Here is a 13,619-nt window from a genome sequence, read left to right as displayed (position 1 = left end):
CTGGAAACTGCTGATCTCAGGCGGAACGGAAGCGTCGTTCGAAGGCAGGCCGAAAAGCCGAACCCGGAATGACGGGCTTCGTCAGATACCGCGGTCGAAGCGGATCTCGCCGGAGGCGGTCTTGAGCACCAGCCGCCCCTCGACCAGATCCCACTGTCTGGAGCCGCGCAGCGCCAGCAGGAAGGTGCGCTCGAAATCCATCACCGCCTTGTCGCAGGCGCGCTTGGTCACAGCGACGGGCCCGACGGCAAAGCCCTGCTGACGCAGGGGATAGGCCGAGGCCGAATAGGTGTTGCAGCCCGCAAAGCCGGTGCCGCGCAGATTGGAGTCGACCTTCAGCGTGATGCGCCGGTCATTGATCGGCTTGCCGTTGAACTGGATCGCCGTCCAGGACGCATCGAGCGGGAAGTTCTTTTCCTGCTTGGGCGGTGGCGCCGCCTGTCCTTCCTGCGGAATCTGCGAAGGCCGCTGGCGACCCTGCGCCAAGACGTCACCCGCGAGGGCCGGCAACAGGGAAAAGGCGATGGCGGCCGCAAGGCCGAGGCGCGACTGCATGCTCAACTGGTCCAGACCCCGGATTGGAAATAGCGCGACGGGCAAAGGTTAATTCCAATTGTCACCACTGCACCGAGAGGGAGGCGAAACGCAAGTCTCGATCACCCTCACGGCGCAATCAACCGCAGCAAAAAGCTCATCCGCGGCAAATCGGCGACGCCTCCGCATCCGGCCTGGTCAAAGGCGCGTAACCCGAGAATGCGTCGGGATTCCGGCGCAGGCGCGCGTCCGTTCCCCCCCAAAGGCCGCGCGGACGGAGGCCGCCTCCCGGTGGGGGCGGCCTCTTTCGCCTGTCAGATCCGCGCCTGGAGCCGCTCGATCAGCGGGTTGGTGCGGCGGAAGACATAGTCGAGCGCGCGCACGGTGATGTCGTCGGCGCCGGCCCGGGTCAGTTCCTCGACCAGCGGGAACACCGCCTTCTTCGGGCAATGCAGGGTCACGACGCCGTCCTCGCCCCCGGCGCCGAAAGGCAGGCGGGCGCCAAGGCGCTGCGCGATCTCGGCGAGACGCTGCGGCGAAACCGCATGCAGCACGGCGCGGACCTCGCGCAGCGAGCGCGCCTCCTCTTCGGCGGCGATACGGCCGAGAATGGCGGCAGCGGCGTTGCGCGCCCGCTCGCCCCAGGGCGCCCGGACCGAGGCGACGAGATTGGCCTCCGAGGCCAGCATGACGCCGTCGTCGAGGACCTTCAGCGCGTTGGCGACCAGCGTCGAGCCGGTGGTCGTGATGTCGACGACGATCTCGGCCGTGCCGGCGGCCGGCGCGCCCTCGGTCGCGCCGAGGCTCTCGACGATGCGGTAATCGGCGAGGCCGTGGCTGGCGAAGAAGCGCCGCGTCAGGTTGACGTATTTGGTGGCGACGCGAAGCTTGTTGCCGGTGCGGGCGCGCATGGTCGCGGCGACATCGTCGAGATCGGCCATGGTGCGGACGTCGATCCAGGCCTGCGGCACCGCGACGACGACATTGGCGTTGCCGAAGCCGAGCGGGGTCAAGAGTTCGATCGCCGCATCGGCGTCGGAAACCTGCTCACGAACGAGGTCCTCGCCGGTGATGCCGAGATGGACGGCGCCCGAGGCGAGCTGCGCCACGATCTCGGAAGCCGAGAGGAACGCGACCTCGGCCCCTTCCAGCCCGGCGATGGCGGCGCGATATTCGCGCGAACCGCGCGCCTGGACGAAGGAGAGCCCTGCCCGGCCGAAGAAGGCGGTGGCGTTCTCCTGCAGCCGGCCCTTGGACGGCACGGCCAGGACAAGCGGAGCGTCGTTCATGGTGTTCTCCGCGCCGCTCATTTCGTCGCCCCCGCCAACCGGTCGAGCCAGACCGAGGCGCCGACCGCAGCAACCGGGCCAGGTGCGCCGAGGCGCTGCAGCACGCCGTCATAGCGGCCGCCACCGGCGATCGGCTTCAGCTCAGGCTTGGCGGGATCATGCAGTTCGAAGATGAAGCCGGTGTAGTAGTCGAGATTGCGGGCAAAGGCGGCGGAGAAGCCGATATTGCCGACCTCGACGCCGCGGGCGGCCAGGAAGCCGGTGCGTTCGTCAAAGACGTCGAGCGCCGCGGCGAGATCGAGCCCGGCTTCGCCAGCCAGCTTGCGCCAGGCTGCCGAGGCGCTGTCTGGATCGCCGCTGATCGCCAGCGCCCGGCCGAGCAGCGCCCTCGCCTCGTCGCTGACCGGATTGTCGCGCTCGGCGGCACGCGCCAGGAAGCGCTCGGCAATGTCACCCGCCGAGCGGCCGCCGACCGTCGAGATGCCGGCGATCGAAAGCACGTCCTCGACGAAGGCACGGGCGGCCTTGGGGTCCTGCCCTTCCAGCGCCTTGAGCAGGCCGGCATGGGTCGCCTCGGTCGCGGCAGCCGGCGCATCGAGCGCGGAGACCGCGTCGGCGCCCTTGCCTTGCGCGACCGCACGCATCAGGCGGCGGCGAGCGGCCTGCGGCACGCCGAGCCCGTCGAGCAGGGCGGCGAGCAGGGCGACATCGCCCATCAGCAGGCGCGGCTGGGAAAGCCCAAGCGCCGCGACGGCTTCAACGGCGAGCGCCAAGATCTCGGCATCGGCGGCGGCGACATCCTCGCGGCCGAAGGATTCGATGCCGGCCTGGGCGAACTCGCCGGGCTCGTTGGCGCGCATCCGGAAGACCGGGCCGGCATAGGCGTAGGAGGCCGGCTCGGTGGAACGGGCGGCGATATGGGCAAGCGCGACCGGGATCGTGTATTCCGGCCGCAGGCACCATTCGCGACCGTCGAGATCCTGCGTCAGGAAGATGCGGCGGCGGATATCCTCGCCGGAGAGGTCGAGGAAGGGCTCGGCAGGCTGCAGGATCGCGGGTTCGGCGCGGGCATAGCCCTCGCGCTCGAACAGCGCGATCACGGTGTCGATGCTGGCACGGGTCGCGGTCACGGCATTGGTCCTGTTGCGGCGCCGTCCTAGCAGGAGCCGCTCTGATTTTCGACGGTTTTTAGGGAATTGGGTTAGCGGGAATCCCTTCGCCCGCTACCCGTCACCGTCATGCTCGCCCTTGTGGCGAGCATCCACGTCTTGGACACCGTCCTCGATCAAGGAAGACGTGGATGATCGGGACAAGCCCGGGCATGACGGAGGAGCACCTTTTTCACCCCTTCGACCAGCTCGGCCGCCGGCAGGGAAAACTGCGCTTCCGCCTGCCTGGCCTTGTGCTCGGCGGAATCCTTGACCTCGCGGCCGGCGGCGGCGAGCTCGGCGCCGAGGATCAGGTCCTTGATCACCACCGTGCCGGCATCGCGCTCGGAGGAGCCCTGGATCACCGCGCAGACGGCGCCGCGCCGGTCGGCATATTTCATCTGGGCGTTGAAGCCGGACGAGCCGAGATAGAGATCGGCACGCAACAGCGGCTTGCCGTCTTCGTCCTTCGCCTGCCGGAGCTGCGACACCATCGCCTGATAGCCCGGCATGAACTCCGGCGACTTGTTGTCCATCGCGGTGACGACGACGAGCGGCAGCTCGGCCTTCTGGTCGACGATCGGCGACTTCACCGCCTTCAGCGCCGAGTAAAGCCGGGAGACGCCGATCGAGAAGCCGGTCGCCGGCACGGGCTCGGGCCGGAAGCGACCGACGAGACCGTCATAGCGCCCGCCGCCCGCGACCGAACCGAAGCGCACGACCTGCCCGTCCTCATTGGTCACCGGGAAGGTCAGCTCCACCTCGTAGACCGGGCCGGTATAGTATTCGAGGCCGCGCACGACCGAAGGATCGATGATGATGCGGCCGAGATAGCCGGCCGCCGTCACGAGTTTGCGGATCTGCTCGAGCTCCTCAATGCCGGAGCGGCCATTCTCGGCGCTCTCGACGAGCTTGCCCAGTTCGGCCACGGCCTCGGCCGAAAGCTCGGCTGCCCGGGCACCGTCGGCGGCGGTCGACTTGCCGAGCTCGGCGAGCTTCTGGCCCAGCTCGAGATAGCGCAGGATCGTGTCGGCTTGGACGCTCGTCAGCCCCGCGCCTTTGGTGAAGTCGCCACTCTCGTCCTTGCGGCCCTCGCCGAGCAGCTTGCCGACTTCGGCCAGCGGGAACTTGTCGGCCTTGTCGATGGCGCGCAGCACCGCGAGGCGCGCGGCCTGGTCGATGCCGGCGGCATCCATCACCCCGTCGAGCACCTTGCGGTTGTTGACCTTGACGACATAGTCGCCGCGCTTGATGCCGAGCCGCTCCATCGTGTCGGCGGCGAGCATGCAGATCTCGGCATCGGCCGCGACCGTGCCGGAGCCGACGATATCGGCGTCGAACTGCATGAACTGGCGGAAGCGCCCCGGCCCCGGCTTCTCGTTGCGGAAGACATAGCCGGCGCGATAGCTGCGATACGGCTTCGGCAGCGCGTCAAAATTCTCGGCGACATAGCGGGCGAGCGGCGCCGTCAGATCATAGCGCAGCGAGAGCCATTGCTCGTCATCGTCCTGGAAGGAAAAGACGCCCTCGTTCGGCCGGTCCTGGTCCGGCAGGAATTTTCCCAGCGCATCGGTGTATTCGACGAAGGGCGTCTCGACCGGGTCGAAGCCATAGAGCGAAAAGCTCTCGCGGATGACGGACAGCATGCGCTCGGTGGCGGCGACATCGGCCGGGCCACGGTCGACGAAACCGCGCGGCTGGCGGGCTTTCAGCTTGTCGGTCTTCGACATCGGTCTTGCGTCACTTCTCGGAACGGGAAAATCCGCCCGTGGGTTAGACCGTGAGGACGCAGGGGGCAAGCCTTCGCGGCCATCACGTGAGGGCTGCCATTCCGGGGCGCTGCGCAGCAGCGAACCCGGAACCCACGACTGGGCAGCCTTTCGTCAATCCTGGTTCGAAGCGTCTCACCCGGTCGTGGGTTCCGGGCTCCTGCCTGCGGCAGGCCCCGGAATGACGGGGAGACGGCGAACTCATTCCGCCGCGACCAGAGCCTCCGCCGCGGGAGCCTCCCCGATCCCCGCCGCCGCCAGCTTCGCCGGGACCGGCCCGCCCGTCGCCCAGTCGAGCAGTTCGGCGGTGTGGACCACCGGCGTCGTCGCGCCGTTATCGGCAAAGCCCTTGGCTAGCTGCGTCATGCAGCCGATGTTTCCGGTGGCGACGAGGTCGGGCCGGGTGCGGCCGATATTGCCGATCTTGCGCTCGCGCAGTTGCCCGGCGATCTCCGGCTGGAGGATGTTGTAGACGCCTGCCGAGCCGCAGCAGATGTGGCCCTCCGGCACTTCCTTCACCCTGAAGCCGGCGCGCGACAGCAGGCGCTTCGGCCCGTCCTTGAGCTGCTGGCCGTGCTGCATCGAGCAGGCGGAGTGATAGGCGACGGTGAGATCGAAGCCGCGCACCGGCGCGATCTCCAGCGTCTCGACGAATTCGGTGACGTCCTTCGCCAACGCCGAAACCTTCGCCGCCTTCTCGGCATAGGCGGGCTCGTTGCGGAACATGAAGCCGTAATCCTTGATCGTCGTGCCGCAGCCCGAGGCCGTGATCAGGATGGCATCGAGCCCCTCGCCCTCGATCTCGGCCATCCAGGCGTCGATATTGGCGCGGGCAAAGGCGAGCGCGTCATGCTCGCGGCCCATATGATGGACGAGCGCGCCGCAGCAGCCCTCGCCCTTGGGCAGCACCACCTCGACGCCATGGCGGGTCAGCAGACGGATCGTCGCCTCGTTGATGCCAGGGTCGAGCACCGGCTGGGCGCAGCCGGAGAGGATGGCGACGCGCCGCTTTCGCTCACCGCTGGCCGGGAAATTCTGCGGCCCCTCCATCGCCGAGCGGTTCGGCAGGCTCCAGGGCGCCAGCGCCAGCATCGCCTTCAGCGAGGCGCCTAGATGCGGCAGAGCGCCGAGTGCTCCGGCGAAGGGCTTGCCGAGCCTGGCCGCCAGCATGGCGAGGCGAAAACGGCCGGGATAGGGCAGGACCGCCGCCAGCAGGCGCCTGAGCGCCCGGTCATGCCAGGGGCGCTCATAGGTTTCCTCGATATGGGCACGGGCATGGTCGACGAGGTGCATATAGTGCACGCCCGAGGGACAGGTCGTCATGCAGGACAGGCAGGAGAGGCAGCGGTCGATATGCTTGACGACCTCCGCCGTCGCCGGCCGCTCGTTCTCGAGCATGTCCTTGATCTGGTAGATGCGCCCGCGCGGCGAATCGAGCTCGTCGCCGAGCAAGAGATAGGTCGGGCAGGTCGCTGTACAGAAGCCGCAATGCACGCAGGTGCGCAGAATCTTCTCCGAAGCCGGCAGGCGCGGATCGGAGGCGAGATGCTCAGGGGTGAAATTGGTCTGCATGATCTCGTCCGTGTCGCCCTGTACGTCATGGTCGGGCCTGTCCCGACCATCCACGTCTTTCCTTCGATCCGCGCCGCAAGACGTGGATGCTCGGCACAAGGCCGAGCATGACGGAAACGACGGTCAAATCCCCGCATACATCCGGCCGGGCTCGAACACGCCCTCCGGGTCGAAGCTCTTCTTGATACCCGCCGTCACCCGCATCAGCGGTTCGGCAAGCGGTTCGAAGACCGGCACGACAGCGCGCACCGCATCGGGCGCCCGCACCAGCGTGGCGTGGCCGCCCAGCGGCTTCGTCGCAGCGCGGATCGTGGCGGCACCGGCATCGCCATGCGCGGGGACGGCGAGCCAGACCAGACCACCGCCCCAATCGTAGAACCAGCGTGCCTGCGGGATGGCACGCGCGATCGCGGCGGTCGCCTTCGGGCCATTGGTCGGCGCCAGCGACAGCCGCCAGACCGCCTCGTCGCTGCCGGCGAAGAAGGCCGCATCGCGGACCTCGCGCCAGAGCTTGTCCGAGGTGCGGCCCTCGATCAGTTCGGGCCGGCCATGGGCCTTGAGCAGACGCGCGAGCTCGGCGGCGCGATAGCTGATCGAGGCGGAGAAATTCTCCAGCCTGAGCACGGTGCGAGCATCCTCGCCGCCGATCCCGGCCGGCAGATGCGCCGCGGCCATGGGCTCGAAGGGCGAGCCGAGCGCGGCCGAGAGCAGCGCCACCGCCACCTCGTCGGAGAGGCCCTCCCAGATCAGGGTGACGACGCGCTCCGGCCGCGGCAGGACGCGGAAGGTCACCTCGGTCAGGAAGCCGAGCGTGCCGAAGCTGCCGGCGACGAGCTTCACCAGATCGAGCCCGGTGACGTTCTTCATCACCCGCCCGCCCGACTTCACCAGCTCGCCGCGGCCATTGATCAGCTTGATGCCGATCAGGGAGTCGCGGGCAGCGCCGGCATTGATGCGGCGCGGGCCGGAGATGTTGCCAGACGCGATGGCGCCGATCGTCGGCTCTCCCTCGCTGCCCAGCAAAGCGCGATGGTCCATCGGCTCGAAGGGCAGCATCTGGCCTCGGCTTGCCAGCGTCTGCTCGATCAGCTTCAGCGGCGTTCCGGCCCGGGCTCCGATCACCATCTCGGCGGGCTCATAGAGGGTGATGCCGGTGAGGCCGGCGCTGGAGAGCGTGCTGACGGCGTTGTCCGGCCGTCCCAGGCCGGAACGCGTGCCGCCGCCGCGGATGGCGAGCGGGATGCGCGCCTCGATGATAGAGGCGACGACGGCGCAGGCCTGTGCATCGGTGGTGGGAGTGTGCAGCATCACGCAGCGATCCGACCTTCGAGCGGGAAAACCTTCGCCGGGTTGAGCAGCCAGCGCGGGTCGAACACCGCCCTCACCCGCTGCTGCTGATGCAGGTCTGCCTCGTTGAACTGGACGGTCATCAGGTCGCGCTTCTCGATGCCGACGCCATGCTCGCCGGTCAGGCAGCCGCCGACCTCGACGCAGAGCTTGAGGATGTCGTTGCCCGCATCCTCGGCCTTCTGCGCCTCGACCGGGTCGTTGCAGTTGTAGAGGATCAGCGGGTGGAGATTGCCGTCGCCGGCATGGAAGACATTGGCGACGCGCAGGCCGTAGCCCTTGATGATCTCGTCCATGCGGCGCAGCACGAAGGGCAGCTGCCCGGTCGGGATTGTACCGTCCATGCAGATATAGTCGGCGATCCGCCCGGTGGCGCCGAAGGCTGATTTGCGGCCCTTCCAGATCGCCGCCGTCTCCATCGCCGACTTGCTCTCCTTCACCGTCTTGACGCCGTGCTCGCGGGCGATGGCGACGATGCGGGCGAGCTGGGCGTCCATCTCGGCATCCGAGCCCTCGACCTCGATGATCAGCAGCGCCTCGACATCCATCGGATAGCCGGCCTTGGCGAAGGCCTCGCAGATCTCGATCGCCGGCTTGTCCATGAATTCCATCGCGACCGGGATGATGCCGGCGCCGATGATAGCGGCAACCGCCGCGCCCGCCTCCTCGCTGCTCGGGAAGCCGAACAGCACCGGGCGGGCGCCCTCGGCCGAGCGCAGGATGCGCACCGTCGCCTCGGTGACGATGCCGAGCTGGCCCTCGGAGCCGATGATCAGGCCGAGCAGGTCGAGCCCCGGCGCATCGAGATGGGCGCCGCCGATCTCGACGATGCTGCCGTCGAGCATCACCAAGGTGACGCCGAGCACATTGTTGGTGGTGACGCCGTATTTCAGGCAATGCGCCCCGCCGGAATTCATACCGATATTGCCGCCGATCGAGCAGGCGAGCTGCGAGGACGGGTCGGGCGCATAGAAGAAGCCGTCGGCCGAGACCGCGCCTGTGACGGCGAGATTGGTGACGCCGGCCTGCACCTTGGCGACGCGGTTGGCGTAGTCGATCTCGAGGATGCGGTTCATCTTCGAGACGCCGATGACCACCGCATCCTCCTGCGGGATGGCGCCGCCGGCGAGCGAGGTGCCGGCGCCGCGCGGCACGACCGGCACGCCCTGCTCGCCGCAATAGCGCAGCACGGCGGCGACCTCCTGGGTGGTCGAGGGCAGCACGACGGCGAGCGGCATGCGGCGATAGGCGGTCAGCGCGTCGGTCTCGTAGGGCCGGCGCTCATCCTCGCTGGCGATCAGGGCCTCGGGCGCGACGAGCCGGGCGAGCCCCGCGAGAATCTGCTCGCGGCGGGCGAGAATCTCGGCCCGGGGCTCCGGAAATGCGATGGCGCTCATGGTCGTTTCTCCTTCGTCCACCCAGCCCTCATCCTGAGGAACCGCAAAGCGGCGTCTCGAAGGATGCTCCAGCGCACTCTGGAACATCCTTCGAGACGCGCTCCGCCGGAGCGCTCCTCAGGATGAGGGCTGAGCCAACCTGACAACACTAGAACAATTCTCGGGTTGTTGCAGCGAGAGTAACGTGCATGATTATTTCCGAAACGGAAAAAATGGAGGCTGCGTGGATCGGTTCGGCGACCTCGACGTTTTCGCCCGCGTCGTCACCGCCAAGAGCATGTCGGCGGCCGGGCGCGAGCTGAACCTCTCGCCGGCCGTGATCTCGAAGCGGATCCGCCGGTTGGAAGAGCGCCTCGGCGTGCGTCTGCTGCAGCGAACCACGCGGCAGCTCTCGCTGACCGAGGCCGGCCAGGGCTTCTACGAGCGGGTCGTCGCGATCCTCGGCTCGATCGAGGAGGCGGAGGCCTGGGTGGCGAGCGGCGTCGGCCAGGCGCGCGGCACGTTGCGCGTCTCGGCGCCGACCTCGTTCGGCCGGCTGCACATCGCCCCGCATCTCAAGCCCTTTCTCGACGCCAATCCCATGGTCAATGTCGACCTGATCCTGACCGACGCCTTCGTCGACATCATCGGTGAAGGCTTCGACGTCGCGGTGCGGATCGCCGATCTCGAGGATTCCAGCCTGGTGGCGAAGCGGCTGGCGCCTAACCACAGAATCCTCTGTGCGACGCCGACCTATCTTGCCGTCCATGGCAGCCCGGCAACGATCGAGGAGCTGCAAAAGCACACCCTCATCGCCCACAACGCCGATCAATGGCGGCTCGACGGGCCGGAGGGGCCGGTCACGGTGCGCGTCACCGGGCAGCTGCGCACCAATTCCAGCGAAGTCGTGCGCGAGGCGCTGCTCGCCGGCGTTGGCATCGCCCTGCGCTCGACCTGGGATGTCGGGCCGGAGCTGAAGTCGGGCTCGCTGACGCGGGTGCTGCCGACCTATTCGGTCGGCAAGCGGGTCGCGGTCTACGCGGTCTATCCGAGTCGCCGCCATATGGAGCAGAAGGTCAGGGCCTTCGTGGATTTCCTCGCGGAACTCTACGGCGCGACGCCGTATTGGGATGAAGGGCTGGAACTGTAGAAGCCGCTTGCGCCGGACCGAAGGCGCCCTGCATGATCAGCGCGCAGATCGGCCTTAGAACCGCCGGTCCTCTTCTCCTGCCGCGTCGGATATCCGTCGATGACTGATCTTGTTTTCCAGCGCCTCGCCACCGCCGCCCTGGGATTTCTACTGCTCGCAGCAACGACAACATCGGCGGACGCCCAGATCAGGATCGACAGGGACCAGACCGGGCGAACCGTTGCGATCGTCGGCCTGCCGACCTCGGATGGCTGCGTCCGCGGGAGCGCGACGGGCCGGGTCGTCGACCGCAAATTCGAGAAGGGCGAGATGCGCGGCTTCACCTTCAACGAGCCCCCTTACGGCGACGGCTACATCAACCTTCCAGCGGCCTATGAAATCAGGGACCGCGCGGCCTTCGCGCGTGTTCAGGCGGCACTCAACGACCTGCTCCGCAAGGGCGCGCGCCTCAAGATCACCTCCGTCGCGTGTGGAGCGGGCGGCAGGATGATCGACCTCGCGTCGGCGACGCTGCTCGACGACGCGCCAGTGCCGAGAGCAGCCCCGGCTGCCGCTCCCGCGTCGGCGCCCGATGGCCGGCGCGCCGTCCCGGTGGCCGGCGACAACGCCGTGAAGTTGGAGGATGGCGACGACAGCGTGCTGCGGGCGCCGGACGGGCCGGCAGCGGCCTCCGCAGCGCCGCAACAGCAAGCCCCGCCACCACCGGCACCGCAGCCGGCACCTCAACGGCAAGCCTCGTCGAAACCGGCCGGCGACGACGAAGGTGTTTGGGACTTCTCCACCTATGGCCGTAAGGCCAAGCTCGGCATCGCCGATGGCAATCATTTCACGACGCTGATGCTGGACTGCGCGCAAGGCTCTGGCCGCACGACGATCCTGGCCGACGATCCGCAGGGCAGGTATCGGCGCGGCTCGCGGCAGACCTTCAGGATCACCGCCGGCGAGCACGTCGTCACGGTCACCGGCAAGGCCATCTATAACGATATGGATTCGGCGATGCAGATCGAGGCTACCATCGAGCTGGAGCCGCTGCGGGACGTGCTGTCGGAGATCGCGCGCCAGAGCCGCTTCGTGATCAGGACGCCCGGCGGCAGTCAGCCCGTCGACATCCGCGGCGCCGGCGCTGCCATCCCCAAATTCCTCGCCGCCTGCGGCAGGCGCCGATGAGTACCGCGACGGCCCGCCCGGGCGGAACCGCCTGATCACTCGTATTGCCTACCGGAGACAAGACATGTTCGGCTTCATCGAAGGCTTCAGCGTCGAGGTCTACGACCTGCGCTTCAACCGGATCGTACCCGCCTCGGCCCGGATGGAGCGGCTCTGGACGGGCGCACGCTGGACGGAGGGGCCGGCCTGGTTCCCGGCGCACAACACGGTGGTCTGGTCAGACATCCCGAACGACCGGATGATGCGCTATGACGCGCTCTCCGGCCATGTCGGCATCTTCCGCCAGCCCGCCCGCAATTCGAACGGCAACACCGTCGACCGGCAGGGCCGGCTCGTCACCTGCGAGCATGGCGGGCGGCAGGTGACGCGCACCGAGCATGACGGCTCGATCACCGTCCTCGCCAGCCATTTCGAGGGCAAGCGGCTGAACTCGCCCAACGACGTCGTGGTCAAATCGGACGGCTCGATCTGGTTCACCGACCCCGATTACGGCATCCTCAGCGACTATGAGGGCGACAAGGCCGAGAGCGAGATCGGGCGCTGCAATGTCTACCGCATCGACCCGCATTCCGGCGCGCTGACCATCGTCGCCGACGATTTCGTCAAGCCGAACGGCCTCGCCTTCTCGCCCGACGAGAGCGAACTCTACATCGCCGACACCGGCGCCAGCCACGACCCGGAGAACGGGCCGCGCCATATCCGCAAATTCGCGGTGACCGGAGACGGCACGACACTCGGAGCCTCCTCCGTCTTCGCCAAGAGCACGGCCGGCCTGTTCGACGGCTTCCGCTTCGACGTGACCGGCCGGCTCTGGACCAGCGCCGCCGACGGCATCCACGTCTTCCACCAGGACGGCACGCTGATCGGCAAGGTTCTGGTGCCCGAGATCGTCGCCAATCTCTGCTTCGGCGGGCCGAAGCGGAACCGGCTGTTCATCTGCGGCACGACCTCGCTCTATTCGCTGATGACCCACACCAACGGCGCCGCGTAACGCCGGCCGCTCTCCCGCAGCCCTCATTCTGAGGAGCGGGTGAAGCCCGCGTCTCGAAGGATGGTCCAGCGCTCTCGGAGCCTCCCGAGCATCCTTCGAGACGCAGCCTGCGGCTGCTCCTCAGGATGAGGGCTGTGGGAACTGCTGCTCGCGAGTGGCGCCGGCTGACGCTCAGTTCTCCGGCGGCGGCTTCTCGGGCCTGATCCAGCCGACGACGAAAGGCATCGAAAGCCCGAGCAGCATGAAGCGCGCGAGATGGTGCGCGCCGACATAGAGCGGATCGAGCCCCATGGCGAAGGCGAGCATCGCCATCGCCTCGAGCCCGCCCGGCGCGAAGGCAGCCATGGCGCTGGCATAGGGCACGCCGGCGAGCCACGCCGCCGGCCAGGCGAAGGCGAAGGCGACGAGCATCGAGACCACGAAGCCGCCGATCGCCAGCGGGAAGAGCGCCGCGATCTCGTTGCGCTTGAGATTTGAGACGCGCCCGCCCATGGCGGCGCCGAGCATCACCATCACCGCCGTGGCGATCTCCGGCGGCAACGTACCATGGACGATGCCGGCGCCGTGCAGCACGGCGCTCGCCAGCGTCGCGCCGAGGATATAGGGCGCCGTGACGCGCAGCCGGTCGAAGATCAGGCCGGTCGCGAGGGCACAGCCAAGCACCAGTACCATGTCGGGAAGGCTGATCACCGGCAAAGGCGGAGGGGCGCCGACCGCCCCGCCACCGCCACTGCTCAGCTTCATGATGCTGGGCAGCACGGCGACCAGCACGAGGATGCGGAAGAGCTGGATCGCGGCAATCCGGCCGATATTGGCGCCCTTGTCCTGCGCCACCGAGATCACCGCCGAGAGCGCTCCGGGGGCGGCGGCGAGCAGGGAATCGATCCAGGACCAGCGCGCGACGAAGCGCAGATAGGCCCCCGTGGCCAGCATGATCGCCGCCAGCGCGACGATCAGGATGAAGAGCGAGCCGGGATAGCGCGCCGTCGCCGCCAGCGCCTCGGGCGTCGCGGAAGAGCCGATCAGCGCACCCGACATCACCATGGTCGAATCGAACCAGGGCTTGCGCAGATCCGGCAGCGGCCGGATCACGCCGAGGATCGAGACCAGCAGCATCGAGCCTGAAATCCAGGCGGCGGGAATGTCGAGCAGGGCGAAAAGCCCGCCGCCGACCGCGGCGCAGGCGATCAGGGCAGCTTCGCGCGACAATGTGCGCAAGCGATAGGGCAGGAAGTTCGGAACGGGCATGCCTCAGGCCATGCGCCGGCACGGCGCA

At 68.1% G+C, this 13,619-nt stretch carries 11 protein-coding genes; 3 read left to right on the top strand and 8 right to left on the bottom strand.

Annotated features, from left to right (window positions below; all coding sequences use genetic code 11):
• Positions 1-81: 81 nt before the first annotated feature.
• From RKE40_RS06115 to RKE40_RS06085, 7 genes are all read right to left on the bottom strand, one after another.
• A complete protein-coding gene (locus RKE40_RS06115; RefSeq protein WP_316017347.1) occupies positions 82-555 on the bottom strand; it encodes an META domain-containing protein in 474 nt (157 codons plus the stop codon).
• Between the two features lie 293 nt (positions 556-848).
• On the bottom strand, positions 849-1,823 hold the full coding sequence (gene hisG / locus RKE40_RS06110) for an ATP phosphoribosyltransferase (protein WP_316017346.1): 975 nt from the start codon (positions 1,821-1,823) through the stop codon (positions 849-851).
• 17 nt (positions 1,824-1,840) lie between these two features.
• A complete protein-coding gene (locus RKE40_RS06105) occupies positions 1,841-2,953 on the bottom strand; it encodes an ATP phosphoribosyltransferase regulatory subunit (RefSeq protein ID WP_316017345.1) in 1,113 nt (370 codons plus the stop codon).
• A gap of 155 nt (positions 2,954-3,108) precedes the next feature.
• Positions 3,109-4,701 carry a histidine--tRNA ligase gene (gene hisS / locus RKE40_RS06100; RefSeq protein WP_316017344.1) on the bottom strand — a complete coding sequence of 531 codons (1,593 nt, stop codon included), beginning with the start codon at positions 4,699-4,701 and terminating at the stop codon, positions 3,109-3,111.
• Positions 4,702-4,941: 240 nt separating this feature from the next.
• Complete coding sequence (gene glcF / locus RKE40_RS06095; protein ID WP_316017418.1) at positions 4,942-6,312, bottom strand: glycolate oxidase subunit GlcF; 1,371 nt, start codon at positions 6,310-6,312, stop codon at positions 4,942-4,944.
• A gap of 123 nt (positions 6,313-6,435) precedes the next feature.
• On the bottom strand, positions 6,436-7,623 hold the full coding sequence (glcE, locus tag RKE40_RS06090; protein ID WP_316017343.1) for a glycolate oxidase subunit GlcE: 1,188 nt from the start codon (positions 7,621-7,623) through the stop codon (positions 6,436-6,438).
• Positions 7,620-9,056, bottom strand: coding sequence for an FAD-binding oxidoreductase (locus tag RKE40_RS06085; RefSeq protein ID WP_316017342.1), 1,437 nt, complete (start codon positions 9,054-9,056; stop codon positions 7,620-7,622). Before RKE40_RS06085 ends, glcE begins: the two co-directional genes overlap by 4 nt.
• A 223-nt stretch (positions 9,057-9,279) precedes the next feature.
• On the opposite strand from RKE40_RS06085, the gene RKE40_RS06080 reads away from it, so the two are divergent.
• The 3 genes from RKE40_RS06080 to RKE40_RS06070 all read left to right on the top strand — a co-directional run bounded on the left by RKE40_RS06080 (position 9,280) and on the right by RKE40_RS06070 (position 12,343).
• A complete protein-coding gene (locus tag RKE40_RS06080; RefSeq protein ID WP_316017341.1) occupies positions 9,280-10,185 on the top strand; it encodes a LysR family transcriptional regulator in 906 nt (301 codons plus the stop codon).
• Positions 10,186-10,494: 309 nt separating this feature from the next.
• Positions 10,495-11,352: a hypothetical protein gene (locus tag RKE40_RS06075; RefSeq protein ID WP_316017340.1), complete on the top strand. Its 858-nt coding sequence runs from the start codon at positions 10,495-10,497 to the stop codon at positions 11,350-11,352.
• Between the two features lie 64 nt (positions 11,353-11,416).
• A complete protein-coding gene (locus tag RKE40_RS06070; protein WP_316017339.1) occupies positions 11,417-12,343 on the top strand; it encodes an SMP-30/gluconolactonase/LRE family protein in 927 nt (308 codons plus the stop codon).
• Between the two features lie 171 nt (positions 12,344-12,514).
• Here the strand turns inward: RKE40_RS06070 and RKE40_RS06065 are convergent, their stop codons facing one another.
• Positions 12,515-13,591, bottom strand: coding sequence for an AbrB family transcriptional regulator (locus tag RKE40_RS06065; protein ID WP_316017338.1), 1,077 nt, complete (start codon positions 13,589-13,591; stop codon positions 12,515-12,517).
• Positions 13,592-13,619 lie beyond the last annotated feature (28 nt).

Source organism: Allobosea rubneri (assembly GCF_032464875.1).
GTDB classification, from domain to species: domain Bacteria; phylum Pseudomonadota; class Alphaproteobacteria; order Rhizobiales; family Beijerinckiaceae; genus Allobosea; species Allobosea rubneri.
This window is presented reverse-complemented; position numbering and strand designations above follow the sequence as displayed.

Coding starts and splice junctions, on each gene's coding strand:
- RKE40_RS06115 (WP_316017347.1), bottom strand. CDS start 555: ATGCAGTCGCGCCTCGGCCTTGCGGCCGCCATCGCCTTTTCCCTGTTG.
- glcF (WP_316017418.1), bottom strand. CDS start 6,312: ATGCAGACCAATTTCACCCCTGAGCATCTCGCCTCCGATCCGCGCCTG.
- RKE40_RS06085 (WP_316017342.1), bottom strand. CDS start 9,056: ATGAGCGCCATCGCATTTCCGGAGCCCCGGGCCGAGATTCTCGCCCGC.
- RKE40_RS06065 (WP_316017338.1), bottom strand. CDS start 13,591: ATGCCCGTTCCGAACTTCCTGCCCTATCGCTTGCGCACATTGTCGCGC.
- RKE40_RS06070 (WP_316017339.1), top strand. CDS start 11,417: ATGTTCGGCTTCATCGAAGGCTTCAGCGTCGAGGTCTACGACCTGCGC.
- hisG (WP_316017346.1), bottom strand. CDS start 1,823: ATGAACGACGCTCCGCTTGTCCTGGCCGTGCCGTCCAAGGGCCGGCTG.
- RKE40_RS06075 (WP_316017340.1), top strand. CDS start 10,495: ATGCGCGGCTTCACCTTCAACGAGCCCCCTTACGGCGACGGCTACATC.
- hisS (WP_316017344.1), bottom strand. CDS start 4,701: ATGTCGAAGACCGACAAGCTGAAAGCCCGCCAGCCGCGCGGTTTCGTC.